This is a genomic window from Variovorax nitratireducens (assembly GCF_051216545.1).
Classification (GTDB): Bacteria; Pseudomonadota; Gammaproteobacteria; order Burkholderiales; family Burkholderiaceae_C; genus Variovorax.
In genome coordinates this window covers 833,729-856,733 of record NZ_JBPJZO010000001.1, presented here as the reverse complement: position 1 = coordinate 856,733, position 23,005 = coordinate 833,729, and the positions used below count along the sequence as shown (strand labels likewise).

General features: G+C 65.7%; 30 protein-coding genes. 19 read left to right on the top strand and 11 right to left on the bottom strand.

What is annotated here, in order from left to right; all coding sequences use genetic code 11:
- Positions 1–123: 123 nt before the first annotated feature.
- The 5 genes from ACSFA8_RS03975 (at position 124) to dnaJ (ending at position 4,968) form a co-directional block, all read left to right on the top strand.
- On the top strand, positions 124–444 hold the full coding sequence (locus tag ACSFA8_RS03975; RefSeq protein WP_435478202.1) for a winged helix-turn-helix transcriptional regulator: 321 nt from the start codon (positions 124–126) through the stop codon (positions 442–444).
- 115 nt (positions 445–559) lie between these two features.
- Positions 560–910 carry an FKBP-type peptidyl-prolyl cis-trans isomerase gene (locus ACSFA8_RS03970; RefSeq protein WP_286545884.1) on the top strand — a complete coding sequence of 117 codons (351 nt, stop codon included), beginning with the start codon at positions 560–562 and terminating at the stop codon, positions 908–910.
- A 223-nt stretch (positions 911–1,133) separates the two neighbouring features.
- On the top strand, positions 1,134–1,694 hold the full coding sequence (grpE, locus tag ACSFA8_RS03965; protein WP_435478201.1) for a nucleotide exchange factor GrpE: 561 nt from the start codon (positions 1,134–1,136) through the stop codon (positions 1,692–1,694).
- Positions 1,695–1,802: 108 nt separating this feature from the next.
- Entirely contained in the window at positions 1,803–3,740 is a 1,938-nt protein-coding gene (dnaK, locus tag ACSFA8_RS03960; RefSeq protein ID WP_435478200.1) for a molecular chaperone DnaK, read from the top strand.
- Positions 3,741–3,828: 88 nt separating this feature from the next.
- Entirely contained in the window at positions 3,829–4,968 is a 1,140-nt protein-coding gene (gene dnaJ / locus ACSFA8_RS03955; protein WP_435478199.1) for a molecular chaperone DnaJ, read from the top strand.
- 11 nt (positions 4,969–4,979) lie between these two features.
- On the opposite strand, the gene ACSFA8_RS03950 is transcribed toward dnaJ, so the two are convergent.
- From ACSFA8_RS03950 to ACSFA8_RS03930, 5 genes are all read right to left on the bottom strand, one after another.
- Complete coding sequence (locus tag ACSFA8_RS03950) at positions 4,980–5,420, bottom strand: hypothetical protein (protein WP_435478198.1); 441 nt, start codon at positions 5,418–5,420, stop codon at positions 4,980–4,982.
- Positions 5,421–5,584: 164 nt separating this feature from the next.
- Entirely contained in the window at positions 5,585–6,031 is a 447-nt protein-coding gene (aroQ, locus tag ACSFA8_RS03945) for a type II 3-dehydroquinate dehydratase (RefSeq protein WP_435478197.1), read from the bottom strand.
- Between the two features lie 22 nt (positions 6,032–6,053).
- Positions 6,054–6,887, bottom strand: coding sequence for a shikimate dehydrogenase family protein (locus ACSFA8_RS03940; protein WP_435478196.1), 834 nt, complete (start codon positions 6,885–6,887; stop codon positions 6,054–6,056).
- Positions 6,888–7,020: 133 nt separating this feature from the next.
- Positions 7,021–7,782 (bottom strand): hypothetical protein, encoded by a 762-nt coding sequence (locus ACSFA8_RS03935; protein WP_435478195.1) that lies wholly within the window; start codon positions 7,780–7,782, stop codon positions 7,021–7,023.
- On the bottom strand, positions 7,782–8,150 hold the full coding sequence (locus ACSFA8_RS03930) for a hypothetical protein (protein WP_435478194.1): 369 nt from the start codon (positions 8,148–8,150) through the stop codon (positions 7,782–7,784). The genes ACSFA8_RS03935 and ACSFA8_RS03930 overlap by 1 nt, the downstream gene beginning before the upstream one ends.
- A 193-nt stretch (positions 8,151–8,343) precedes the next feature.
- Between ACSFA8_RS03930 and ACSFA8_RS03925 the strand changes: the two genes are divergently transcribed.
- The 8 genes from ACSFA8_RS03925 (at position 8,344) to ACSFA8_RS03890 (ending at position 14,106) form a co-directional block, all read left to right on the top strand.
- Positions 8,344–9,453: an S-(hydroxymethyl)glutathione dehydrogenase/class III alcohol dehydrogenase gene (locus ACSFA8_RS03925; RefSeq protein WP_435478193.1), complete on the top strand. Its 1,110-nt coding sequence runs from the start codon at positions 8,344–8,346 to the stop codon at positions 9,451–9,453.
- Entirely contained in the window at positions 9,446–10,363 is a 918-nt protein-coding gene (locus tag ACSFA8_RS03920) for an alpha/beta fold hydrolase (protein WP_435478192.1), read from the top strand. Before ACSFA8_RS03925 ends, ACSFA8_RS03920 begins: the two co-directional genes overlap by 8 nt.
- Positions 10,360–11,217 (top strand): S-formylglutathione hydrolase, encoded by an 858-nt coding sequence (gene fghA, locus ACSFA8_RS03915; protein WP_435478191.1) that lies wholly within the window; start codon positions 10,360–10,362, stop codon positions 11,215–11,217. The genes ACSFA8_RS03920 and fghA overlap by 4 nt, the downstream gene beginning before the upstream one ends.
- A 6-nt stretch (positions 11,218–11,223) precedes the next feature.
- Entirely contained in the window at positions 11,224–11,766 is a 543-nt protein-coding gene (locus ACSFA8_RS03910) for a GrpB family protein (protein ID WP_435478190.1), read from the top strand.
- The gene (locus ACSFA8_RS03905; protein WP_435478189.1) at positions 11,763–12,236 is read left to right on the top strand and encodes a GNAT family N-acetyltransferase; all 474 of its coding nucleotides are present in this window, start codon (positions 11,763–11,765) and stop codon (positions 12,234–12,236) included. Before ACSFA8_RS03910 ends, ACSFA8_RS03905 begins: the two co-directional genes overlap by 4 nt.
- A gap of 126 nt (positions 12,237–12,362) precedes the next feature.
- Positions 12,363–13,001, top strand: coding sequence for a LysE family translocator (locus ACSFA8_RS03900; protein WP_435478188.1), 639 nt, complete (start codon positions 12,363–12,365; stop codon positions 12,999–13,001).
- Between the two features lie 8 nt (positions 13,002–13,009).
- Positions 13,010–13,483, top strand: a complete 474-nt coding sequence (locus ACSFA8_RS03895) for a DM13 domain-containing protein (RefSeq protein ID WP_435478187.1) — start codon at positions 13,010–13,012, stop codon at positions 13,481–13,483.
- Positions 13,480–14,106 (top strand): 3'-5' exonuclease, encoded by a 627-nt coding sequence (locus ACSFA8_RS03890; RefSeq protein ID WP_435478186.1) that lies wholly within the window; start codon positions 13,480–13,482, stop codon positions 14,104–14,106. Before ACSFA8_RS03895 ends, ACSFA8_RS03890 begins: the two co-directional genes overlap by 4 nt.
- Positions 14,107–14,113: 7 nt before the next feature.
- On the opposite strand, the gene ACSFA8_RS03885 is transcribed toward ACSFA8_RS03890, so the two are convergent.
- A complete protein-coding gene (locus tag ACSFA8_RS03885; protein ID WP_435478185.1) occupies positions 14,114–14,989 on the bottom strand; it encodes an MBL fold metallo-hydrolase in 876 nt (291 codons plus the stop codon).
- A gap of 88 nt (positions 14,990–15,077) precedes the next feature.
- On the opposite strand from ACSFA8_RS03885, the gene ACSFA8_RS03880 reads away from it, so the two are divergent.
- From ACSFA8_RS03880 to ACSFA8_RS03870, 3 genes are read left to right on the top strand one after another with little or no spacing between them, the layout of a single operon-like run.
- Positions 15,078–15,404 (top strand): metalloregulator ArsR/SmtB family transcription factor, encoded by a 327-nt coding sequence (locus ACSFA8_RS03880; protein ID WP_435478451.1) that lies wholly within the window; start codon positions 15,078–15,080, stop codon positions 15,402–15,404.
- Complete coding sequence (locus tag ACSFA8_RS03875) at positions 15,401–15,838, top strand: YeeE/YedE family protein (protein ID WP_435478184.1); 438 nt, start codon at positions 15,401–15,403, stop codon at positions 15,836–15,838. Before ACSFA8_RS03880 ends, ACSFA8_RS03875 begins: the two co-directional genes overlap by 4 nt.
- 9 nt (positions 15,839–15,847) lie before the next feature.
- Positions 15,848–16,285: a DUF6691 family protein gene (locus tag ACSFA8_RS03870; RefSeq protein WP_435478183.1), complete on the top strand. Its 438-nt coding sequence runs from the start codon at positions 15,848–15,850 to the stop codon at positions 16,283–16,285.
- A 10-nt stretch (positions 16,286–16,295) separates the two neighbouring features.
- On the opposite strand, the gene ACSFA8_RS03865 is transcribed toward ACSFA8_RS03870, so the two are convergent.
- Positions 16,296–16,613 carry a hypothetical protein gene (locus tag ACSFA8_RS03865; protein WP_435478182.1) on the bottom strand — a complete coding sequence of 106 codons (318 nt, stop codon included), beginning with the start codon at positions 16,611–16,613 and terminating at the stop codon, positions 16,296–16,298.
- Between the two features lie 153 nt (positions 16,614–16,766).
- Between ACSFA8_RS03865 and gnd the strand changes: the two genes are divergently transcribed.
- Positions 16,767–18,185, top strand: coding sequence for a decarboxylating NADP(+)-dependent phosphogluconate dehydrogenase (gene gnd / locus ACSFA8_RS03860; RefSeq protein ID WP_435478450.1), 1,419 nt, complete (start codon positions 16,767–16,769; stop codon positions 18,183–18,185).
- A 29-nt stretch (positions 18,186–18,214) separates the two neighbouring features.
- On the opposite strand, the gene ACSFA8_RS03855 is transcribed toward gnd, so the two are convergent.
- Complete coding sequence (locus ACSFA8_RS03855; protein WP_435478181.1) at positions 18,215–18,742, bottom strand: thioesterase family protein; 528 nt, start codon at positions 18,740–18,742, stop codon at positions 18,215–18,217.
- A 54-nt stretch (positions 18,743–18,796) separates the two neighbouring features.
- Here ACSFA8_RS03855 and ACSFA8_RS03850 point away from each other — a divergent pair, with 54 nt between their 5' ends.
- Positions 18,797–19,273, top strand: a complete 477-nt coding sequence (locus ACSFA8_RS03850) for a MarR family winged helix-turn-helix transcriptional regulator (RefSeq protein WP_435478180.1) — start codon at positions 18,797–18,799, stop codon at positions 19,271–19,273.
- Positions 19,274–19,285: 12 nt separating this feature from the next.
- Here ACSFA8_RS03850 and ACSFA8_RS03845 read toward each other — a convergent pair whose 3' ends face one another.
- From ACSFA8_RS03845 to ACSFA8_RS03835, 3 genes are all read right to left on the bottom strand, one after another.
- Complete coding sequence (locus tag ACSFA8_RS03845; RefSeq protein WP_435478179.1) at positions 19,286–19,777, bottom strand: gluconokinase; 492 nt, start codon at positions 19,775–19,777, stop codon at positions 19,286–19,288.
- Between the two features lie 10 nt (positions 19,778–19,787).
- Positions 19,788–20,876 (bottom strand): PA0069 family radical SAM protein, encoded by a 1,089-nt coding sequence (locus ACSFA8_RS03840; RefSeq protein ID WP_435478449.1) that lies wholly within the window; start codon positions 20,874–20,876, stop codon positions 19,788–19,790.
- Positions 20,877–20,960: 84 nt separating this feature from the next.
- On the bottom strand, positions 20,961–21,617 hold the full coding sequence (locus ACSFA8_RS03835) for a glutathione S-transferase (protein ID WP_435478178.1): 657 nt from the start codon (positions 21,615–21,617) through the stop codon (positions 20,961–20,963).
- A 103-nt stretch (positions 21,618–21,720) separates the two neighbouring features.
- Between ACSFA8_RS03835 and ACSFA8_RS03830 the strand changes: the two genes are divergently transcribed.
- Positions 21,721–22,938, top strand: coding sequence for a polyhydroxyalkanoate depolymerase (locus tag ACSFA8_RS03830; protein ID WP_435478448.1), 1,218 nt, complete (start codon positions 21,721–21,723; stop codon positions 22,936–22,938).
- The last annotated feature ends 67 nt before the right edge of the window (positions 22,939–23,005 follow it).

Genomic DNA, 23,005 nt, shown 5'->3' with positions numbered 1-23,005 from the left:
AACTTGTAGCACCATGCCTTCTACGATATAGTCGCCGGCCGGCCCGCAGGGTCAGAACCGATCACAAGAACGCGTGGCCGCGCATGGTTACCGGCCGAGCCATTGCCCGAGGAGAAGATGTCGATGAGTAGCAAGGAAAACGCGGCTGTCAGCCAGTTGCTGGCGCTGCTCGAAGCCCGCTATGCGCTGCGCGTGCTCTGGGCTCTGCGTGACGGCCATGCGCAAACCTTCCGGCTACTGCAGGACAGCGTCGGCGGCATCACCCCCAACACCCTCAACACCCGGATCAAGGAACTGCGCGAAGCAGGCATCGTGAACCACGGCAACGACGGCTACATCCTCACGCTCAGCGGGCAGGATCTGCTCAAGCGACTGTCCGACCTGCAGGCCTTTGCCGGCAAATGGCAAGGCGCCCAGGTCAAGAAGATCCCGGTCGATAAATAGCGCCCCGCTGTCCACCAGCGCCGCGCCGCCGCAGCAGGGCCGCGCGGCGCCGTCATGTTCGGGCCCGCTAAACTGCGCGCCTCGCATTCCTTCCGACCGAACCAGGAGCCCTTTCATGCCCACCACCCCTTCCGGCCTGCAATACGAAGACACCACCGTCGGCAACGGCGCCGAAGCAAAGGCCGGCCACCATGTGCACGTGCACTACACCGGCTGGCTCTACAACGACGGCGTGCAAGGCGCCAAGTTCGACTCGAGCCGCGACCGCAACGACCCGTTCGCCTTCTCGCTCGGCGCCGGCCAGGTCATCAAGGGCTGGGACGAAGGCGTCGCCGGCATGAAGATCGGCGGCCAGCGCACGCTGATCATCCCGGCTTCGCTCGGCTACGGCGCACGCGGTGCCGGCGGCGTGATTCCTCCAAACGCCACGCTCAAGTTCGACGTCGAACTGCTCGACGCGCACTGATTGCTCGCGCACCGATTGCTCGCCCCCAGGCTGCGCGCACTTCGTGTCGCTGCGCCAACCCCCTGCCGGGGGCAACACCGGTGGCCCGGCAAAGCCGGTTCCACGGTGTTCCTGGCGAAGACCCAGCGTCCTCCGCGGACGCATTTTTTTGCTTGAAACCGGTCGGAATGGCCCCAAATCGGGCGGAATCCAATGATTTTTCGGCCTTCACCGCTTTTTACCCATGTCCGCTGAAACCCCGCAAAACGATCCCAACCAACTCACCGGCGAGCCCAGCCTCGAAGAACTCGAAGCCGCCCAGGCCGCCAACGACGCCGAGGCGCAGGATGCACTGGCTGAACTGGCCGCACTGCAGGCAAAGAACGCCGAGCTGTCGGACCAGTACCTGCGCGCCCAAGCCGATGTGCAGAACGCACGCCGCCGCGCCGACGAAGAAATCACCAAGGCGCGCAAGTTCGCAGTCGAAGCCTTCGCCGAAAGCCTGCTGCCGGTGACCGACAGCCTCGAAGCCGGCCTGGCCATCACCGACGCCACGCCCGAACAGATCCGCGAAGGTGCCGAGGCCACCTTGCGCCAGTTGAAGAGCGCGCTCGAACGCAACAAGGTGCTCGAGATCGCACCGGCCGCAGGCACCCGCTTCGACCCGCACCAGCACCAGGCCATCTCGGTGGTGCCGGCACCGGATCAGGAAGCCAACACCGTGGTCTCGGTGCTGCAGAAGGGCTACACGATCGCCGAGCGCGTGCTGCGCCCAGCCCTCGTGACGGTCAGCGCACCGAGCTGATCCATACACACGCATCCACAGGAAATCCCCGCCCTCTCCCTTGAATCCGGCGCGGTTATCCACACGTTCATCACAACTTAATTTCTTTCAGATTTCAGGAGCAACACCATGGGCAGAATCATCGGCATCGACCTCGGCACCACCAATTCGTGCGTGTCGATCATGGAAGGCAACACCACGCGTGTGATCGAGAACTCGGAAGGTGCGCGCACCACGCCGTCGATCGTGGCCTATCAGGAAGACGGCGAAGTGCTGGTCGGCGCCTCGGCCAAGCGCCAGGCCGTGACCAATCCCAAGAACACGCTCTACGCGGTCAAGCGCCTGATCGGCCGCAAGTTCGAAGAGAAAGAAGTGCAGAAGGACATCGACCTGATGCCCTACACGATCACCAAGGCCGACAACGGCGACGCCTGGGTCGAGGTGCGCGGCAAGAAGATCGCGCCGCAACAGGTCAGCGCCGAGATCCTGCGCAAGATGAAGAAGACCGCTGAAGACTACCTCGGCGAAGTCGTGACCGAGGCCGTGATCACGGTGCCGGCCTACTTCAACGACAGCCAGCGCCAAGCTACCAAGGACGCCGGCCGCATCGCGGGCCTGGACGTCAAGCGCATCATCAACGAGCCGACCGCGGCCGCCCTGGCTTTCGGCCTCGACAAGCAGGACAAGCGCGACCGCAAGATCGCCGTGTATGACCTCGGCGGCGGCACCTTCGACGTGTCGATCATCGAGATCGCCGACGTCGACGGCGAGAAGCAGTTCGAAGTGCTGTCGACCAACGGCGACACCTTCCTCGGCGGCGAGGACTTCGACCAGCGCGTGATCGACTACATCATTGCCGAGTTCAAGAAGGAACAGGGCGTCGACCTGAGCAAGGACGTGCTCGCGCTGCAGCGCCTCAAGGAAGCAGCCGAAAAGGCCAAGATCGAGCTGTCGAACAGCCCGCAGACCGACGTCAACCTGCCCTACATCACGGCCGACGCCTCGGGCCCCAAGCACCTGAACATCAAGCTCACGCGCGCCAAGTTCGAGTCGCTGGTCGAAGAGTTGATCGAGCGCACCATGGCGCCCTGCCGCATCGCGATCAAGGACGCCGGCGTGTCGGTCACCGACATCAGCGACGTGATCCTGGTCGGCGGCATGACCCGCATGCCGAAGGTGCAGGAAAAGGTGAAGGAGTTCTTCGGCAAGGAACCGCGCAAGGACGTGAACCCCGATGAAGCCGTCGCCGTGGGCGCCGCGATCCAGGGCCAGGTGCTGTCGGGCGACCGCAAGGACGTGCTGCTGCTCGACGTGACCCCGCTGTCGCTGGGCATCGAGACCATGGGCGGCGTGATGACCAAGATGATCACGAAGAACACCACGATCCCGACGAAGTTCGCGCAAACCTTCTCGACTGCCGAGGACAACCAGCCGGCCGTGACGATCAAGGTGTTCCAGGGCGAACGCGAGATCGCTTCGGGCAACAAGGCGCTAGGCGAGTTCAACCTCGAGGGCATTCCCCCTGCCGCGCGCGGCACGCCGCAGATCGAAGTGAGCTTCGACATCGACGCCAACGGCATCCTGCACGTCGGCGCCAAGGACAAGGGCACCGGCAAGGAAAACAAGATCACCATCAAGGCGAATTCGGGTCTTTCCGAGGACGAGATCCAGAAGATGGTGAAAGACGCCGAGCTCAACGCCGCCGAAGACAAGAAGAAGGTCGAAGTGGTGCAGGCCCGCAACCAGGGTGAAGCCATGGTGCACAGCGTGAAGAAGTCGCTGGCTGAGCACGGCGACAAGCTCGAAGCCGGCGAAAAGGAAAAGATCGAAGGCGCGATCAAGGACGTGGAAGAAGCGCTCAAGGGCGACGACAAGGCCGCGATCGAGGAAAAGACCAACACGCTGATGAGCGCCAGCCAGAAGCTCGGCGAAAAGATGTACGCGGACGCGCAGGCGGCAGCCGGTGCCGCGGGCGGCCAGGGTACTGGCCCGGAAGCTGCTGCGAACAGTTCGCCCGCCGACGACAACGTCGTCGACGCCGAAGTCAAGGAAGTCAAGAAGGGCTGATCGCCCGGCACTGACACAAGGCTGGATCACCCCCCGGGGTGGTCCAGCCTTTTACGCTTGTTGAGAAGACCGCCCGCACCGACCGACCATGGCCACCAAACGCGACTATTACGAAACCCTCGGCGTTCCGAAGAACGCGAGCGAGGATGAAATCAAGAAGGCTTATCGCAAGCTTGCGATGAAGCACCACCCCGACCGCAACCACGGCGACACCAGCACCGACGCCGAGGCCAAGTTCAAGGAGGTGAAGGAAGCCTACGAGATGCTGTCGGACGGCCAGAAGCGCGCCGCCTATGACCAGTACGGCCATGCCGGCGTCGATCCCAACATGCGCGGCGGCCCGGGCGCGGAAGGCTTCGGCGGTTTCGCCGAGGCTTTCGGCGACATCTTCGGCGACGTGTTCGGCGGCGGTGGCCGCGGTCGCGCCGGCGGCGGGCGCCAGGTGTTCCGCGGCAGCGACCTCAGCTATGCGATGGAAGTCACGCTCGAGGAAGCAGCCGAGGGCAAGGACGCCCAGATCCGCATTCCGAGTTGGGACGAGTGCGGCACCTGCCACGGCAGCGGCGCCAAGCCGGGCACCAAGCCGATCACCTGCACCACCTGCAACGGCGCCGGCGCGGTGCAGATGCGCCAGGGCTTTTTCAGCGTGCAGCAGACCTGCCCGCAGTGCCACGGCAGCGGCAAGATCATTCCCGAGCCGTGCACCACCTGCCATGGCCAGGGCAAGCTGAAGAACAACAAGACGCTGGAAGTGAAAATCCCGGCCGGCATCGACGACGGCATGCGCATCCGCAGCACCGGCAACGGCGAGCCCGGCACCAACGGCGGGCCACCCGGCGACCTTTACATCGAGATCCGGCTCAAGAAGCACGAGATTTTCGAGCGCGAGGGCGACGACCTGCACTGCGTGGTGCCGGTCAGCATGACCACCGCGGCACTCGGCGGCGAGATCAACGTGCCCACGCTCAAGGGCGCCGCCGCCATCGACATCCCCGAAGGCACGCAGAGCGGCAAGCAGTTCCGCCTGCGCGGCAAGGGCATCAAGGGCGTGCGCGGCAGCTACCCGGGCGATCTGTACTGCCACGTGCGCGTGGAGACACCGGTCAAGCTCACCGAGCACCAGCGCAAGCTCGTGAAGGAGCTCGACGAGTCGCTCAAGAAGGGGGGCAACAAGCACAGCCCCACCGACAAGGGCTGGTTCGACAAGGCGAAGGAATTCTTCAGTTGAACTGAAGAAAGCTATGCCGCCTCGAGCGGCACGGGCTCGGTCGGATCGGGTTTCTCGAAGACCTCTTCATGCGCAGCGATCCAGTTGCACAGGCCTTCGCAGGCATCGGCCAGTTGCCCCAGCGACCTGGCGACCCGCGGCAGTTCACCCGAAGGCACCGGCTGGGCGCGGCTCGCGCGAAGCGCCAGCAAGTTGAGCAGGCGGGCCTTGGCCCGCGCCGTGGTGAGCGCGTCGCGCGCACGACCGCCCGGATCGATCGGCAGTTCTCTTTCGGCCTGACTGACCTGCGCCGGGATCGCCTGCGTCATGTGCGTGGCCACCGCCAGATGATCGATGTCGGCCGCCGTATGATTTTGGAGCACTTCGAGCATCGCCAGCAACTGCAAATTCTGGCTTGCAAGGCGCCACACCCGGTCTGCCGCGCTCCATTTGGCGCGTTCGTCTGTGTTCACAATTGGAGTACCCCTGTGCCGCGCTATTGTCCCGAAGCGGGGCGCTTGCACAGCAAGCTCGGGGCATGTCGGCCCGCAGGCCACTCGGCATTCAGTGACAAAGATCACTGAATTCTGCGTAATCGGCCGGCACGCAGCCAAGGCCGGCCCAGGCCTCCCAAAACCTACTGAAGCCGCACCAGGGCCTCGATTGCCAACGGGTAGCCCTTGACGCCCAGCCCTACGATGATCCCGCGCGCGGCCGGCGAGATGTACGAGTGGTGGCGGAACTCCTCGCGTGCATGCACGTTCGAGATGTGCAGTTCGATCAGCGTCACGCTCGCGCCCTTTATCGCGTCGTGCAGCGCGATCGACGTGTGGGTGTAGGCGCCCGGATTCATCACCACGCCGATCATGTTGCCGGCAGCGATCTCGCGGCCGGCCTCGTGCAGCCAGTCGATCAACTGGCCTTCGTGGTTCGACTGCCGGCACTCGACCTGCACGCCGTGTTTGGCGCCCGCCTCCGCGCACATGCGCTCCACATCGGCCAGCGTCTCGTAGCCGTACTGCGCGGGTTCACGCGTGCCGAGCAGGTTCAGGTTGGGGCCGTTCAGGACGAGGATTTTTTTCATGGTGCCGGCATTGTCGCCAGAGTCAGTACTGGATCTGCGCGGTCGCGCGCAACTGGTCGGCGGTCGCGGTGCCGAAACCGAAGAACTCGAGGTAGGCCGGGATCATCTCGAACAGCATGTCGGTGCCGACCTGCACGGCACAGCCCTTGTCGAGCGCAGCGCGCAGCAACGGCGTGTATTCGGATTTCATCACGACCTCGCCGACGAAGGTCGTCGGCGCGATGCGGTCGATGTCGAACGGCAGCGGGTCGCCCTCCTTCATGCCGAGCGGCGTGGCATTGACCACCACGTCGAAGCCGGCCGGATCCTTCGAACCGGTCTTGACCGCAAGCCTCGGGTAATGCTCGCGCAGCCGGCCGGCCAGCGCTTCGGCCGAGGCGGTGTTCGCGTCGAACAGCGCCAACTCCGCCACACCGGCCGCCGCCAGCGACGCCGCGATGGCCGAGCCAACCCCGCCGGCACCCGACACCAGCACGCGCGTGCCCTGGAGCGAGCGACCCTTGCGCTCGACGCCGCGCACGAAGCCGGCGCCGTCGAACTGGTCGCCGAGCAGCGTGCCGTCGGGCCGCTTCAGGATCGCGTTGCAGGCGCCAGCAATGCGCGCGGTGGGCGTGACTTCGTCGACCAGGCTCATGGTCGTGATCTTGTGCGGCATGGTCACAAGCGCGCCGCGCAGATTTGTCAGGGTGGCGAGCGCCTTGATCACGGCCGGGTAGTCCTCGGCTTTGGCACCCATCGGCACCACCACGGCGTCGATACCCTGCTGGTCGAACCAGGGGTTGTAGATCATGGGCGCCTTGAACGACTCAGTCGGATAGCCGATGTGGGCGATGAGGGTGGTCTTGCCGCTGATCATGGTGCGTCTCGTTCGGGTTGAAGCGAGGCACACTTTAGAAGGGCTGCGTACGGAAAACAGCGCTGCAGGGCGATGCGTGTTCGATCAGCAACTCAATTTGATCGATAAGCGATCTTTTTGCGGGTTTACCCGTTCAGTTCGCCAGCGTGGGATTGCGCTTTTCTTCCATCAGCCGCTGTTGCGCGACCACCGCCCGGCATGCCGGCTGCGCCCGGTATTCGCCCTTGGCGCACCGTGCCGCCATGCACTGCGACCTGGCGATGAAACCCAGGCTGGCGCACGAAGTGCCGGGGTCGCCGGTTGCCACCACGCGCGGCTTCGAAGGGGGCGCAGCAGGCCGCGTGGTGGTGGCGACGGCGGCATCTTCGGCCGACGCCACGCGCGCGGCTGGGGCAACGGCGGCTGGGGCAACGGCGGCTGGGGCAACGGCGGCGGGCGCAACGGCGGCGGGCGCAATGGCGACCGGAGCAACGGCAGCAGCGGGAGCAGCAGCGACAGGGGGCGCCGCGTCTTCCGCAGTGCTGCTCGAACTGTAGATGTACCAGCCGCCCGCACCGGCGACGACCCAACCGGCGGCGCCAATCACGAGCGTGAGGGCAAACGCGGCAAGGCTGAGCCACAGGCCTTTGCGCGGTTCCGCGCTGTCACGGCTTTTGCCTGCGGCAGGAACAGGCCTTGGTGCCATTGCAGAGGCCGGTGCAGACGCAGGCGCCGACGACGCGAAGGCCGCCAGCGCGGAGGGCATGCCGAGCAGCGTTGTGCTGCGCTCGCCCGACGGCCGGAGCGGAACGACCTTGGTCGGTTCGAAGTCGGGTTGCAGCACGCCGATGCATTCGATGCAAAACTTGGCGACGGCCCGGTTTTCCGTGCCGCACGCTGAACAGATCAATGCCATCAGTGCGCTGCCTGGCCGGCAGAACGACCGGGGTGGCTCGCGAGCGTGATGCCGTCCTGCGCGGCGACGAGATTTCGCTGCGACGAAAGCACCAGCACCGCCTGGTGCGCGGTACGGCTGGCGTTCTTGGTGTGGCCGATCAACGCCTGCCACTGCTGCGACTGGATCTCGGGCGATTGCTCTGGCGCCTGGCGCAGGAGCACCTGCGCCACATCGACCAGCGCGGCCGCAGAGGTCAGGCACATCGCCACGGCTTCCCCGGCCGGCGTGCCGACGCCGTGGTCAGGCGCCGAACCCGTGCGGGCCATGACTTGCTCGATGGCGATCAAGGCGCGCTCCAGAAGTGCGCGATCGGAGAGGGTTTTCATCGGGAGTGGCAGGGGACTTTTTGCACTGAAAGTCATCCTGCCACGGCGCGGGAAAAGTCCGCGTGCACTAAAACACATTTTGAAACATTAGTTTTCAAACATATCTTTTCCAGGCCCAGCCGCCCGCCGCCGGGCGTCGCAGGGAGGCGCGTTTTATAGTGGCCGCTCTTTTGAAACGACCTTCCCACCGCCCATGAAAACCAAAGCCGCCGTCGCCTGGAAGTCCGGAGCTCCGCTCACCATCGAAACCGTCGACCTGGAGGGGCCGAAGTTCGGCGAGGTGCTGGTCGAGATCAAGGCAACGGGCATCTGCCACACCGACTACTACACGCTCTCGGGCGCCGACCCGGAAGGCATCTTCCCGGCCATCCTCGGCCATGAAGGCGCGGGCATCGTGGTCGACGTCGGCCCCGGCGTCACCACCCTGAAAAAAGGCGACCACGTCATTCCGCTCTACACGCCGGAATGCCGCCAGTGCAAGTTCTGCCTCTCGCGCAAGACCAACCTGTGCCAGCTGATCCGCGGCACCCAGGGCAAGGGCCTGATGCCCGATGCGACCAGCCGCTTCAGCCTGGACGGCAAGCCCATCTTCCACTACATGGGCACCTCGACCTTCAGCAACTACACGGTCGCCCCCGAGATCTCGCTCGCCAAGATCCGCGAGGACGCCCCTTTCGACAAGGTCTGCTACATCGGCTGCGGCGTCACCACCGGCATCGGCGCGGTGATCTTCACGGCCAAGGTGGAGGCCGGCGCCAACGTCGTGGTGTTCGGCCTGGGCGGCATCGGTCTGAACGTGATCCAGGGCGCGAAGATGGTGGGTGCGGACAAGATCATCGGCGTCGACCTCAACCCGGAGCGGGAAGCCATGGCGCGCAAGTTCGGCATGACGCACTTCATCAACCCCAAGGACACCGAGAACGTGGTCGACGCGATCGTGCAGCTCACCGACGGCGGCGCCGACTACAGCTTCGAATGCATCGGCAACACCAAGGTGATGCGCCAGGCGCTGGAGTGCACGCACAAGGGCTGGGGCCGCAGCATCATCATCGGCGTAGCCGAAGCGGGCGCCGAGATCAGCACGCGGCCGTTTCAGCTGGTCACCGGCCGCAAGTGGGAAGGCTCGGCCTTCGGCGGCGCACGCGGGCGCACCGATGTGCCGAAGATCGTCGACTGGTACATGGAAGGCAAGATCAACATCGACGACCTGATCACGCACACGATGCCCTTGGCCGACATCAACAAGGGCTTCGACCTGATGAAGCGCGGCGAGTCGATCCGCGGCGTGGTGCTGTATGACTGAAGCGGCCCTGGGCACGCTGCGCCGCACCCGGGCGGGCGTGCTCGATGTCGCGTTCCATGAGAGCGGTCCGGCCGACGGGCCGCCGGTGCTGCTGATGCACGGCTTTCCGTACGACGTGCATGCCTATGCCGAAGTGGCGCCGCTGCTCGCGGCGCAAGGCTGCCGCGTGGTGGTGCCGTACCTGCGCGGCTTCGGGCCGACGCAGTTCGTCGATGCCGCGACGCCGCGCTCCGGCGAGCAGGCGGCGCTCGCGTCGGATCTGCTGGCGCTGCTCGACGCGCTGGTGATCCCGCGCGCCGTGCTGGCCGGCTACGACTGGGGCGGCACCGCCGCATGCGTGGCGGCGACACTGTGGCCCGAGCGCTGCGCGGGCCTGGTGTCCTTCAACAGCTACAAGGTACAGAACATCGCGGCCGCGGCGACGCCCGCCGCGCCGGAAAACGAGTTTCGCTACTGGTACCAGTGGTACTTCCACGGCGAGCGTGGCCGTGCCGGGCTGGAGCACAACCGCCACGCGCTGTGCAAGCTGCTGTGGCGGCTCTGGTCACCCACCTGGCACTTCGACGAAGCGACATGGGAACGCAGCGCAGCCGCCTTCGACAACCCCGATTTCGTCGATGTGGTGATCCACTCGTACCGGCACCGCTACGGCCTGGTCGAGGGCGACCCGGCCTATGCCGACCTCCAGGCGCGCCTCGCGCAAATGCCGCACGTCACCGTGCCGTCCATCACCTTCGATGGCGCCGACGATGGCGTCATGGCGCCGGCCGGCACCGCCGACCATAGCCATTACTTCCTGGGGCCGCGTTCGCACCGTCTGGTGCCTGGCGTCGGCCACAACATGCCGCAGGAGGCGCCACGCGTGTTCGCCGATGCGGTGCTCGAACTCGTTCCGCTGCTTTCCCAATGACCGACGCCATCAAGACACTTTCCGAACACCGCTGCTTCGGCGGCGTGCAACGCTTTCTCGAGCACGAATCGCGCGAGATCAACCTGCCGATGCGCTTCTCGGTCTTCTTGCCGCCGCAGGCCGCATTCGGCAAGGTGCCGGCCGTGATGTTCCTCGCGGGCCTCACCTGCAACGAAGAAACCTTCATGGTGAAAGCCGGCGCGCAGCGGCTGGCGGCCGAGCTGGGCATCGCGCTGGTCGCGCCCGACACCAGCCCGCGCGGCGCCAATGCGCCGGGCGAGGCCGACAGCTGGGACTTCGGTGTCGCGGCCGGCTTCTATCTCGACGCGACCGAGGCGCCCTGGGCCAGACACTGGCGCATGGAAAGCTATCTGATCGGGGAGCTCCTGCCGCTGCTGGGCGCGCAGTTTCCGATCGATCTGCACAAGCTCGGCCTGTCCGGCCACTCGATGGGCGGCCACGGTGCGCTCACGCTGGCGCTGCGGCATCCGGGCCTGTTCAAGTCGCTGTCGGCCATGGCGCCGATCTGCGCGCCCACGCAATGCCCATGGGGTGTCAAGGCCTTCACGGGCTATCTGGGCGCCGACAGCGGGCGCTGGATCGAGCACGACGCCACGGTGCTGATGCAGCACCAGCCGCTGGCGCCCTACCCGGCCGGCATCCTGATCGACCAGGGCCTGGGCGACAAATTCCTGGTCGAGCAACTGCACCCTCACTTGTTCGAGGCGGCCTGCAAGGCCATCGGCCAACCCCTCACGCTGCGCCGGCACGAGGGCTACGACCACGGGTACTACTTCATCCAGAGCTTCATGGCAGACCATCTGGCGCATCACGCCGCCACGTTGTCGGGCTGAAACCCCATGCTGCCGACAGAGGCCGAGTCGCTGGAACGCGCGATCCATGAAGAAGTGGCACTGAGCCCTTGGGACGCACGCTGGCCGGCGCAATTCGAAGCGGAGCGCGCGAGGTTGATGTCGCTGTTCCCGGGCCAATTGATCGACGTGCAGCATTTCGGCAGCACTGCCATTCCGGGTATGACGGCCAAGCCGGTGATCGATATCCTGGCCGGCGTCGAATCGATGGCGGTGGCCGATGCGCTGGCCGGTCCCTTGCTGCGGTCGCACTACACCACGTCTGCCGGGTTCAATGCCACCCTGGCGAACCGGCGCTGGTTCATGCGCTGGGCCGACGGCCGGCGCACGCACCATCTTCATGTGGTGGTGTACGGCAGCGACGAATGGCAGCGGCGCCTGCGCTTTCGCGACGCGCTGCGCGCCGACGGCGCGCTGGCCGACCGCTACGCCGCGCTGAAGAACGACCTTGCGGTGCTGCATCGCGTCGATCGCGAGGCTTACACCGATGCCAAGACGGCGTTCGTGGCCTCCGTCCTGGGCGCAGCATGACACCCGCCTCCACTTCGCGCCTGCGCCGTTGCACCTTCGCACCGGGCGAAGCCGCTGCCCTCGCCGGCATCTGGCGCCGCGGGTGGGCCTCTGCCCACCGCGACGTGCAGGTGCTGGAACCGATCGCACACTGGGTGGCGCGCGTGCAGGCCGAGTTCCAGCCGCCCTGCGAGGTGCTGGTGATCGAGCGCCAGGGCCAACTGCTGGCCTTCATGGCGCTGCACACTACGCGGCGCTATGTCGCACAGCTGTTTGTCGACCCGCACCTGCATGGCCAGGGATTCGGCCGCGTGCTGCTCGACGAAGCCAGCCGGCGCATGCCTGCAGGATGGCGGCTGCATGTGGCCACGGCGAACAGCAGCGCTCAGCGCTTCTATACGCGCTATGGCCTGGTGCGCGGCGCCGTCGACCGCCATCCGGGCACCGGCCGCGAGCGGGTTGAATACCATTGCCTGCCCCGCGAAAATTGAAACACCATGCGCATCGACCACATCGCCATCTGGACCGAAGACCTGGAGCGCTGCAAGCAGTTCTACGTGCTCGACCCCGACGGCAACCGCATTGAAATCACTTCCTGAACCATCGAAGCTCCTCTCATGTCATTGCACACCTGGTTTTTTTACGTCATCGCCGTCCTCGTCCTCACCGTCACGCCCGGCCCGAGCGTGCTGATGTGCGTCACCAACGGCGTCAACCACGGCGCGCGCCGCACATTTTTCTCGGCCATGGGCAGTGTCACGGCGGTCCTTGCGATCATGAGCTTCTCGGCGATTGGCCTCGGCGCGGTGCTGGCCGCGTCGGAGCACGTGTTCAGCGCGATCAAGTGGTTCGGCGTCGCCTATCTGTTCTACGTGGGCGTCACGACGCTGCGCTCGACCACGTCGAGCTTCGCACTGCCCGCCAACGGCACTGGGCGCAAGAGCCGCCGAAGCCTCTATCTGCAGGGACTGCTGGTCGGCGTGAGCAACCCCAAGGCATTGCTGTTCTTCACCGCCTTCTTCCCGCAGTTCATTGACCCGGCCGCGCCGCAGTTGCCGCAGTTCGTGGTGCTTGGCGCCACCTTCGTGGCCTTCGAGCTGTTCTGGCTGATGTTCTACGCAAGCTTCGCGGCACGCATCGCGCCCTGGCTGCGAACCGAGGGCCGTGCACGCTGGTTCAACCGCGCGTCGGGCTCGGTCTTCATCGGTGCCAGCGCCTTGCTGGCCACGGTCAAGCGCTCGGCCAGCAACGCCTGAACGATCCCGTGAAGAAAGCCGTGCTGCTCGCCATCAGCCACCTGCTGGTGCTGGCGTTGGGCTTTGCCGGCGGCATTTACGTGCTGCCGATCCTCATCGCGCCCCCGGCGCCTTCGATGGCGGAATTGGGCGCTGCTGCCAGCGGTGCCACGTTCAAGGGCCGTTTCCAGCGCGACCTGAAAGGCAGCGACATGCTGCACTGGGGCGAAGGCGAAGTGTCGGTGGGCCCGCGCGCGATCACGCTGCAGGGCAAGCTGGCGCCAGGGCCGGACTACAAGCTCTACCTTTCGCCCGAATTCGTCGAAACCGAAGCCGATTTCCTGCGGCTCAAGTCCACGATGCAGCGCGTTGGCGACGTGAAAACATTCGACGGCTTCGTGGTGCCGGTGCCCGAGGGGGTAGACGTCGCGCGCTACAAGGCAGCGATCGTCTGGTGCGAGACCTTCAGCCAGTTCATCAGCGCAACGCAATACAGACCATGAGCGAGTTCATCCAAAGCCAGCACGCACCATTGCCCACCCTGCCGAGCCGCGAAGAGATTGCCACGCTCGAAATTTTCGCGGGCCTGGAGATGCGCGACATCGAGCTCGTCGCCACGCCGGAAGATGCCGCGCGCGCCCTCGCCGCGCTGGGCCAGCTGAGCGTGGTCGGCTTCGACACCGAATCGAAGCCCACTTTCCTGAAGAACGAAGTGTCGACCGGACCGCACACGGTGCAACTGGCCGCGATCGACCGCGCCTGGGTGTTCCAGTTGCACGATTCGGTGTGCCGCGCCGCGGCAGCCAGCCTGCTGGCGTCAAGCGCGCTTACCAAGGTCGGCTTCGGCTTGTCGAGCGACCGCACGCAGATCCGCGCCAAGCTCGGCATCGAGCCGCAGACGGTGCTGGATCTGGACACGGTGTTCCGGCGCCGGGGCCATCGCAACTCGGTGGGTGTGAAGACCGCCGTGGCGCTCATGTTCAACCAGCGCTTCGTCAAGTCGCGCAAGCAAACCACGTCGAACTGGGCTGCAAAACACCTCAGCGAGGGGCAACTTCGCTATGCCGCGAACGATGCCTATGCGGCGATGCGCGTGTTCGATGCGCTGGGGACCGAGGCGCGCTAGCGGCGCCTCAGTGGCGCGGCAGCGCATTGAGCGGAATGCGCAGATAGGCCACGCCGTTGTCGTCCGCCGGTGGCAGTTGCCCAGCCCGCACGTTGACCTGGATCGACGGCAGGATGAGCGTCGGGACTTCGAGCGTCGCGTCGCGCGCCTGGCGCATCGCAACGAACTCGTCCTCGCCGATGCCGTCGCGCACATGGATGTTGTGCGCGCGCTGCGCGGCAACGGTCGTTTGCCAGGCGGGTTCGCGCGAAGCGGGTGGATAGTCGTGGCAGACGTACATCGTGGTTTCCGGCGGCAATGCCAGCAGGCGGCGCATCGAGCGGTACAACGTGCGCGCGTCGCCGCCGGGAAAATCCGCACGCGCGCTGCCGACGTCGGGCATGAACAGCGTGTCGCCAACGAAGACCGCCCCGTCCACGCCATAGGCCATGTCCGCGGGGGTGTGGCCGGGCACCCACAGCGCGGTGGCCTTCACCGTGCCGATCATGAAGGTCTCGCCATCGTCGAACAGGTGGTCGAACTGACTGCCGTCGGGCAGAAAGCCGCGCTCCAGGTTGTAGAGCTTCTTGAAAGTGGCCTGCACCTCGCGGATGTGGGTACCAATGGCAATGCGCCCGCCTACGCGCTCCTGCAGCCAGCGTGCGCCTGACAGGTGGTCGGCGTGCGCGTGCGTCTCCAGGATCCAGTCGACCTGCAGTTGCTCGGCCTGCAGATATGCGCGCAACTGGTCGGTCGACTTCGTGCCCGTGTGGCCTGATTTGAAGTCGTAGTCGAGCACCGGGTCGATGACGGCGGCCTGGCGCGTTGCGTGATCCCAGACGACGTACGACACAGTCCAGGTTTGCGGATCGAAGAACGCGCGGGCGGTGGTTCGCAAAGTCATGGCGATCTCTCGTGTGGTCAAACAATATACCTAATTACATTATATTGTATGATATATTAAATTCAACTTGAACAACTCCTTCGACCCCATGCCGCGCTCCCCCACCGTCATCGATCCGCAAGTTCTGCGCAGCGGCGCCAGTCGCGCTGTCGGCGCCCTGAAACTGCTCGCCAACGAGGAGCGCATGCTACTGCTGTGCCAGCTGTCGCAAGGCGAGATGTGCGTCAGCGAGCTGGAGGCGCAACTGGGCATTCACCAGCCCACGCTTTCCCAGCAGCTGGGCGTTTTGCGCAACGAGGCTGTCGTCGAAACGCGCCGGCAAGGCAAGAATATCTACTACAGCGTGTCGGATCCCGCGCTGCTCCAGATACTGGCGGTGCTGTACCGCCTCTACTGCCCGGAGGAAGTGCGATGATCTCGATAGCCTGGGCACACTTCACGCCCTGGTCGTCGCTCGCGGGCGGCGTGCTGATCGGCATCGCGGTCGCCATGTTCGCCCTGCTCAATGGCCGCATTGCCGGCATCAGCGGCGTGGTCGGCGGGCTGCTCAGACCGGCCAGGGGCGATGTCGCGTGGCGGCTGGCCTTCACCCTGGGGCTCGTGGGCGCGCCGCTCGCCTACCTGGTGATCGCGCCTTGGCCTGCGCCGCAGATCGATGCCGGCTACCTGGCCCTGGTCGCGGCGGGTCTGCTGGTCGGCATCGGCACGCGTTACGGCGCGGGGTGCACCAGCGGCCACGGCGTCTGCGGCCTGTCGCGCCAGTCGCCGCGCTCGCTGGTTGCCACGGCCGCCTTCATGGGCGCCGGCTTCGTCACGGTGTTCGCGATTCGTCATCTGCTGGCTGTCTGAAGGCCCGTCATGCTCGCTGTCACTTCGTTCCTGGCCGGCCTCGTGTTCGGTCTCGGCCTGCTGGTTTCCGGCATGGCCAACCCGGCCAAGGTACTCGGCTTTTTCGACCTGGCCGGCAAATGGGATCCCTCCCTGGCGTTCGTGATGGCCGGCGCGATCACGGTCGGCATAGGCGCCTTCTTCGTCGCAGGCCGACGGGCGCGTTCGCTGCTCGGCGCCGAAATGAGGCTGCCCACGGCGCGGCACGTGGATCGCCGGCTCGTCATCGGCAGCCTGGTGTTCGGAGTCGGCTGGGGCGTCGCGGGCTTCTGTCCCGGCCCCGGGCTGGTGGCTCTCGGCATGGGCGAGGCCAAGGCGCTGGTGTTCGTCTGCGCCATGCTGGCCGGCATGGTCGGCTTCGAGTGGGTCGAGCGCCGACAACGGCATCGGCCGCGCCCCCCGGCCTGACGGCGAACCGTCAGGATTCGTCCGGACGCATCGGCACGTCGCCCAGGGCTTCGTCCTCGCGGATCGCGCGGGCGGCCTTCAGGAGGCCGATCGACAAGCCATCGCCCTGCCCCGCGAATCCCTTGGCGATGCCTTCCAGCGCGTTCGCCAGGTTCCCGTCGCCGTCGTCGCGGGCGTCCATGCTGACGTTCAACACGCGCGCGGCCATTTGCCGGTAGGTGATGACACCCGATTTTTCCAGCACGGCCACCAGGTCGAGGTAAAGCGCAAGGTTGAGGTCGAAGACCAGCTTCTCCGTGATCTCAAAGCCTTCATCGTTGTTCTCCAAAGCCTGCTCCTTATGGTTGGTGTCCACTCTAGCCAAAAAATCGCGTGCGGTGTATCCGGATCACACGACCGCGCCATGCCCGGCACAATCCCCGGCTGAAACAACCCGGGCGCAAGCTGCGCCGCAAGAAGGACATCCATGAGCAGCAACAGCGTGAAGAAAAGCGACTTCGGATTGATCGGCCTCGCCGTGATGGGCCAGAACCTGGTGCTGAACGTGGAGAGCCGCGGCTTCCAGGTCAGCGTATTCAACCGCACCACGGCAACCACCGACGAGTTCGTTGCGCGCAATCCGGGCAAGCAACTGGTCGGCTGCGACACGCTCGAAGCCTTCGTGCAGAGCCTGGCGCTGCCGCGCAAGATCCAGATCATGGTGAAGGCCGGCGCGCCGGTCGACCAGGTGATCGAGCAACTGATTCCGCTGCTCGACAAGGACGACATCGTGATCGACGGCGGAAACAGCCTCTACACCGACACCGAGCGGCGCGACGCCTACCTTGCAGCCAAGGGCCTGCGCTTCATCGGCGCGGGCGTGTCGGGCGGCGAGGAAGGCGCGCGCAAGGGGCCGGCGATCATGCCCGGCGGCCCGCCGTCGACCTGGCAGGTGATGAAGCCGATCTTCGAAAGCATCGCAGCCAAGGTCGATGGCCAGCCCTGCGTGATCCACATCGGCCCCGGCGGCGCCGGCCACTACGTGAAGATGATCCACAACGGCATCGAGTATGGAGACATGCAGCTCATCTGCGAGGCCTACAGCCTTTTCAAGGCGGCCGGCTTCACCACCGACGAGATGGCCGCGATCTTCAACGAATGGAACGAAGGCGATCTGCAAAGCTACCTGATCCAGATCACCGGCAAGGCGCTCGAACAGAAGGATCCCGAGACCGGCAAGCCGATCGTCGATCTGATCCTCGACAAGGCCGGCCAGAAGGGCACGGGCCAATGGACGCTGCTCAATGCGGCCGAGAACGCAGTGGTCATCAGCACCATCAACGCCGCCGTCGAAGCGCGCGTGCTGTCGTCGCAGAAGAAGCAGCGCGTGGTCGCGAGCCAGCAGCTGCAGGGGCCGAAGGCCGACTTCGGCGCCGCAAAGAAAGACTTGGTCGCCAAGGTGCACGACGCGCTCTATGCGTCGAAGGTGATCAGCTACACCCAGGGCTTCGACCTGATCAAGACCATGGGCGAGAAGAAGAACTGGGGACTCGACTTCGGCGGCATCGCATCGATCTGGCGCGGCGGCTGCATCATCCGCGCGCGCTTCCTGAACCGCATCACCGACGCCTATCGCACCGACCCGGCGCTGGCCAACCTGATGCTCGCGCCCTTCTTCAAGGACTTGCTCAACAGCACGCAGCAGAACTGGCGCGAAGTGGTGGCGCTGGCGGTGCGCAACGGTATTCCGGTGCCGGCCTTCAGCGCGTCATTGGCCTACTACGACAGCTACCGTGCCGAGCGCCTGCCGGCCAACCTGCTGCAGGCGCAGCGCGACTTTTTCGGGGCCCATACCTACGAGCGCATCGACAAGCCGGAAGGCCAGTTCTTCCACACCGACTGGCCCGAGGTGATTGGCTGACCCAGTCAGAACCGCTGCGGGCGCGCGGGCTACCAGGCCGCGCGCATCACGCCCTGCTCGGCCGCGATCCAGTCGCGCACCGGCACCGGCAGCTCGCCCGCCGGCAGGGGCAAGCCCATGGCGGCGTAGGACTCGAGGTTGGGCACCAGCCCGCTGCGCGCGACTGCCGCGCCTTTCATGTAGCCGGCGGCGCAGACCTTGTCGCCTTTCACGAACTCGAAGCGCATGTAGTTCCAGTGGCTGTCGGTCGCGTCGAGCCGGAAGCGCAATGTGTACCCCTCGAAAGGCTGCAGCCCGCGCCGGTAGCTGATGAGCGAGCCGCCCGCCATCGGCCGCCAGCCGTGGCGCAGCATCGTGCGGGCAAAGCCGGTGCGCACGAAGTACTCGATCAGCATCAGGTCGATGATCGTGAGGTAGCGCCCGTTGTTCATGTGCCCGTTCAGGTCGAGGTCGTTGGGCAGCACGCGCAACCGGCGCTCCAGCGTGTCGCCCGGCGTGAGGCGGGGCGCGCGCCAGGCACGCAGCAAGGTCAACAGGAGGCGCAGGTAGAGGTTCATGATGGGTTTAGAATTGGTTCAATTTTGAACATTATAGTTCAGTATTGAACGAATATGCCCGCCTCTTCTCGAACACCGAAATCCCCGTCCGCGCCACACGGCACGCTGGCCTGGCTCGCCACCGTGCGGGCCTACAACCTGTGCGAAGCCGTGATGACCGCCCGGCTCGCTGCCATCGGCCTGCGCGTCGGCGAGCACGAGGTGCTGGCCACCATCGCCACCACGCCCGGCATCACGCAGCAGGCGCTGGCGGCGCGCTGCTTCGTGGCCAAAAGCGGCGTGAGCATGCTGGTCGCGCACATGGAAGGGCAAGGCTGGGTGCGCCGCGAAAGCGACAGCGCCGATGCGCGCGTCAAGCGCCTGTCGCTCACCGAGGCGGGGATGGCGGTGGCGCGCGAGACGCTCCAGGTTCAGGCCGAAGTGGTCCGCGCCATGGTGGCGTCGGCGTCGGAGGCCGACATGGATGTGGTCACGCGTGTGATGGATCGCGCGTCTGAAGCGCTCGAAGCCATGCGGATCGCGCGGGCCTGAATCCTTTTTTTCCTACAACCACGCCCTGGTTTGGGCGACCAGCGCGGCCAGCGGCGAGGTCGCGTCAACCGCCAGCACACCGGCTTCGCCCACTGGCGACTCGAGCGTGGCGAACTGATTGGCCACGAGGCTGGCCGGAAACATGTGCTGCGCGGCGCGGGCCGCGACGCGGCGCTCGGCTTCCTCGCGCGTCAGTTCCATGAAGACGAAGCGCAGGCCCGGCACGGCCGCGCGCAGCCGGTCGCGGTAGGCACGCTTGAGCGCAGAGCAGGTGAGCACCGCACCCTCCGGCTGGGCGGCGAGTTCGGCCCCGAGCACATCCAGCCAGCCCGCACGGTCGGCGTCGGTGAGCGCGATGCCCGCCCGCATCTTTTCGACATTGGCGGGTGGATGGAAGTCGTCCCCCTCGATCGACGGCAACACAAGGTCTTTGGCCAGTGCGTCGCCCAGGCTGGACTTGCCACAGCCGGAAACCCCCATCACCACGATCCAGACAGATTTCATCCTGCCGACTTTAGAACAGACTTCCCTGTCCCGCGGCACTCGGTGGCCGGAACGCGCCGAGATTCATCGGTATCCGGTCGCGGTTGAAGCCGATGCGCCGCGTGGCTTTCTCGAAGCGCTGGCCGATCAGTTCGGCCCACAGGCCGCTTCCCTTCATGCGCGTGGCGAAGTCGGCGTCGTAGTCCCGGCCACCGCGCATTTCGCGGATCCGCGCCATGATGCGGTCGGCGCGCCGCGGGTAGTGCAACTCCAGCCACTGCTTGAAAAGCGGCGCCACTTCCCACGGCAGCCGGATCACCGTGTAGAAAGCACAACGCGCCCCGGCCTCCCAGGCCGCTTCGAGCACCTGCTCCATGTCTTCGGTGACGAACGGGATCTGCGGCGCCACGCTCACACCGACCGGCACGCCCGCCTCGGCCAGCGTGCGGATGGTGCGAAGGCGCCGGTGCGGCGCGGCAGCGCGCGGCTCGAGCTTGCGGGCGAGTTCGCCGTCGAGCGTGGTCACGGTCACATACACGGCGGCCAGTTGCCGGGCCGCCATCGGCGCAATGAGGTCGAGGTCATGCTCGACCGCGCTCGACTTGGTGACGAGCGCGAACGGATGGTTGGTGTCGCGCAGCACTTCGATCACCGATCGCGTCAGGCGCAGCTCGCGCTCGATCGGCTGGTAGCAGTCGGTCGCGGTGCCGATCGCGATCTGGCTAGGCCGGTAGTTCTTTTTGCCAAGCTCGTGGCGCAGCACCTCGGCGATGTTGCGCTTGGCGATGAGCTTGGTCTCAAAATCGAGCCCGGGCGACAGGTTGAGGTAGCTGTGCGTAGGCCGAGCAAAGCAGTAGATGCATCCGTGCTCGCAGCCGCGGTAAGGGTTGAGCGAACGATCGAACGGGATATCTGGCGAGTCGTTGTCGCTCAACACCGACTTCGCATCCTCGAAGCGCACCTCGGTTTGCGGCGCCGAATGTGCGTCGGCCTCTTCGTTTTCGAGCGTGCCCCAGCCATCGTCGTACGCGGCTCGCGCTTCCTTTTCGAAGCGGTGCGCAATGCGCGTCGCGGCGCCGCGGCCCTTGAGCGCGCTGATCGGAATGAAGGTGTCGGCCATGGCGACCTCGATACTGTACAAAACAACAGTATGCAACCATTCGTCCGACCAAGCCAGCAACGGCAAAAGAATCTATTTCTGGCCTCAGAACTCGGCGTCGAGTTCGTCGATTTCCTCGGGCTCTTCCTTGGCTGCCTTGACCCATTCCTGCATCGCGGGCAGTTCCATGACGCGCTTGCAATAGGCCGTGCATTCGCGGTCGAGCGCCACGTCGTAGCTCATGAAGCGCGTCACCACCGGTGCGTACATCGCGTCAGCGATGCAGGGCTGCTTGCCGAACAGGAACGGGCCGCCGTACGCCTTCAGGCATTCGCGCCAGATGACAACCACGCGATCGATGTCGGCCTGCGCGCGAGACCAGATCTTGAAGTTGGGAAACCTGGCCTTGATGTTCATCGGCAGTGCACCGCGCATCGAGGCAAAACCGGAGTGCATTTCGCCGCTGATGGCGCGGCAGTGCGCACGTGCCTTGGCATCGGCCGGGAGCAGCCCGGCCTTGGGCTTGATCTCGTTGAGGTACTCGCCGATGGCCAGCGTGTCCCACACCTTCACGGTGCCGTGCTGCAGCGACGGGACCAGCATCGACGAGGAGAGCAACAGCATCTCGGCCTTCATGGCCGGATCGTCGGGCGGAATGATCTTTTCGGTGAAGTCGAGTCCGGCGAGGTGGCACATGAGCCAGCCGCGCAACGACCAGGCACCGTAGTTCTTGCTGCTGATCGTGAGGACGGGTTTGGCCATTGCGACGCTCCTTGACGCCGTCAATCTGGACGGCAGCCTGTCGCCGTGCAAGCCCCATGCCACCGCCGCCCGGCTTGGCCCGCAACTTGCCTGCAACGGGCTCATGCTTTACCGGGCCTATCAGACTCATGCCGACCTTTTCTCTCCGCTGCGGCTCGGCGCGCAGTTCATGGGGGCCGCGCTCTGGAGTTCGGGCTCCGAGCGCAGCGCCGTGCGGCGCATGGCGGCGCAGCTTGAGGTGTTCGCGCGCATGCGCATAACCCATTCGCGGCCGGCCTGGGACATCAAGACCGTGGTCGTGGAGGGCCAGGAGGTCGCCGTGCATGAAGAGCCGGTGCTGGTGGCACCTTTCGGCACCTTGCTCCATTTCCGCAAGGAAACGGGCACGATGCACCCTCCTGTGCTGCTGGCTGCACCACTATCGGGCCATTTCGCGACGCTGTTGCGCGAAACGGTGCGCACGCTGCTGCGCGACCACGACGTGTACGTGACCGATTGGCACAACGCGCGCGACGTGCCGGTCTGGCAAGGCGGCTTCGGGCTCGACGAATACACGCTGCAGCTCATCAGCTTCATGGAGGCCATCGGCCCCGGCGTGCATCTGGTGGCGGTCTGCCAGCCCTGCGTGGCGGCACTGGCCGCCACCGCGCTGATGGCCGAAGACGACAACCCGGCCGCACCGCGCAGCCTGACGTTGATGGCCGGCCCGGTCGATTGCCGCATCAACCCGACCGGCGTGAACACGCTGGCCACCAGCCAGCCGATCGAGTGGTTCAAGCGCAACCTGATCAGCCGCGTGCCATGGCCGCATGCGGGCGCCACTCGGCGGGTGTACCCCGGCTTTCTTCAGCTTTCGGCCTTCATGAGCATGAACCCGGCGCGCCACAAGGAGCAGTTCAAGAAGCTGTTCGAGCACCTGGTCGAAGGCGAGATCGACAAGGCCGACACCATCCGCAATTTCTACGATGAGTACCTTGCGGTGAACGACCTGCCGGCCGAGTTCTACCTGGAGACAGTCGAGCGCGTGTTCCAGACCTACGACCTGCCGCGTGGCGAACTGACCGTGGGCACGCGCAAGGTCAACCCGGCCGCGATCCGCCGCACCGCGCTGCTCACGGTCGAAGGCGAGCGCGACGACATCTGTGCGGTCGGTCAGACCGTGGCGGCGCAAGACCTCTGCACCAACATCCGGCCTTATCTCAAGGTCCACCACCTGCAGGCCGGCGTGGGGCACTACGGCGTGTTCAGCGGCAGCAAGTGGAACGCGCAGATCTACCCGCGCGTGCGTGAAACCATCCACGCGGCCGCAGAACTGCACTGATTTCCGGCGGCGCCGGCACACTAGCCGCTGTCCTACAGGTCAAGGCTCCCTCGGCGGCTCGCGTTGC

Coding starts and splice junctions, on each gene's coding strand:
- grpE (WP_435478201.1), top strand. CDS start 1,134: ATGTCCGCTGAAACCCCGCAAAACGATCCCAACCAACTCACCGGCGAG.
- ACSFA8_RS03930 (WP_435478194.1), bottom strand. CDS start 8,150: ATGAAAACCCTCTCCGATCGCGCACTTCTGGAGCGCGCCTTGATCGCC.
- ACSFA8_RS03885 (WP_435478185.1), bottom strand. CDS start 14,989: ATGACTTTGCGAACCACCGCCCGCGCGTTCTTCGATCCGCAAACCTGG.
- ACSFA8_RS03880 (WP_435478451.1), top strand. CDS start 15,078: ATGCCGCGCTCCCCCACCGTCATCGATCCGCAAGTTCTGCGCAGCGGC.
- ACSFA8_RS03920 (WP_435478192.1), top strand. CDS start 9,446: ATGACTGAAGCGGCCCTGGGCACGCTGCGCCGCACCCGGGCGGGCGTG.
- dnaK (WP_435478200.1), top strand. CDS start 1,803: ATGGGCAGAATCATCGGCATCGACCTCGGCACCACCAATTCGTGCGTG.
- ACSFA8_RS03910 (WP_435478190.1), top strand. CDS start 11,224: ATGCTGCCGACAGAGGCCGAGTCGCTGGAACGCGCGATCCATGAAGAA.
- ACSFA8_RS03840 (WP_435478449.1), bottom strand. CDS start 20,876: ATGGCCGACACCTTCATTCCGATCAGCGCGCTCAAGGGCCGCGGCGCC.
- ACSFA8_RS03935 (WP_435478195.1), bottom strand. CDS start 7,782: ATGGCATTGATCTGTTCAGCGTGCGGCACGGAAAACCGGGCCGTCGCC.
- ACSFA8_RS03890 (WP_435478186.1), top strand. CDS start 13,480: ATGAGCGAGTTCATCCAAAGCCAGCACGCACCATTGCCCACCCTGCCG.
- ACSFA8_RS03975 (WP_435478202.1), top strand. CDS start 124: ATGAGTAGCAAGGAAAACGCGGCTGTCAGCCAGTTGCTGGCGCTGCTC.
- ACSFA8_RS03875 (WP_435478184.1), top strand. CDS start 15,401: ATGATCTCGATAGCCTGGGCACACTTCACGCCCTGGTCGTCGCTCGCG.
- ACSFA8_RS03845 (WP_435478179.1), bottom strand. CDS start 19,777: ATGAAATCTGTCTGGATCGTGGTGATGGGGGTTTCCGGCTGTGGCAAG.
- fghA (WP_435478191.1), top strand. CDS start 10,360: ATGACCGACGCCATCAAGACACTTTCCGAACACCGCTGCTTCGGCGGC.
- ACSFA8_RS03850 (WP_435478180.1), top strand. CDS start 18,797: ATGCCCGCCTCTTCTCGAACACCGAAATCCCCGTCCGCGCCACACGGC.
- ACSFA8_RS03970 (WP_286545884.1), top strand. CDS start 560: ATGCCCACCACCCCTTCCGGCCTGCAATACGAAGACACCACCGTCGGC.
- ACSFA8_RS03830 (WP_435478448.1), top strand. CDS start 21,721: ATGCTTTACCGGGCCTATCAGACTCATGCCGACCTTTTCTCTCCGCTG.
- ACSFA8_RS03940 (WP_435478196.1), bottom strand. CDS start 6,887: ATGATCAGCGGCAAGACCACCCTCATCGCCCACATCGGCTATCCGACT.
- aroQ (WP_435478197.1), bottom strand. CDS start 6,031: ATGAAAAAAATCCTCGTCCTGAACGGCCCCAACCTGAACCTGCTCGGC.
- ACSFA8_RS03855 (WP_435478181.1), bottom strand. CDS start 18,742: ATGAACCTCTACCTGCGCCTCCTGTTGACCTTGCTGCGTGCCTGGCGC.
- ACSFA8_RS03900 (WP_435478188.1), top strand. CDS start 12,363: ATGTCATTGCACACCTGGTTTTTTTACGTCATCGCCGTCCTCGTCCTC.
- ACSFA8_RS03835 (WP_435478178.1), bottom strand. CDS start 21,617: ATGGCCAAACCCGTCCTCACGATCAGCAGCAAGAACTACGGTGCCTGG.
- ACSFA8_RS03925 (WP_435478193.1), top strand. CDS start 8,344: ATGAAAACCAAAGCCGCCGTCGCCTGGAAGTCCGGAGCTCCGCTCACC.
- dnaJ (WP_435478199.1), top strand. CDS start 3,829: ATGGCCACCAAACGCGACTATTACGAAACCCTCGGCGTTCCGAAGAAC.
- ACSFA8_RS03870 (WP_435478183.1), top strand. CDS start 15,848: ATGCTCGCTGTCACTTCGTTCCTGGCCGGCCTCGTGTTCGGTCTCGGC.
- ACSFA8_RS03905 (WP_435478189.1), top strand. CDS start 11,763: ATGACACCCGCCTCCACTTCGCGCCTGCGCCGTTGCACCTTCGCACCG.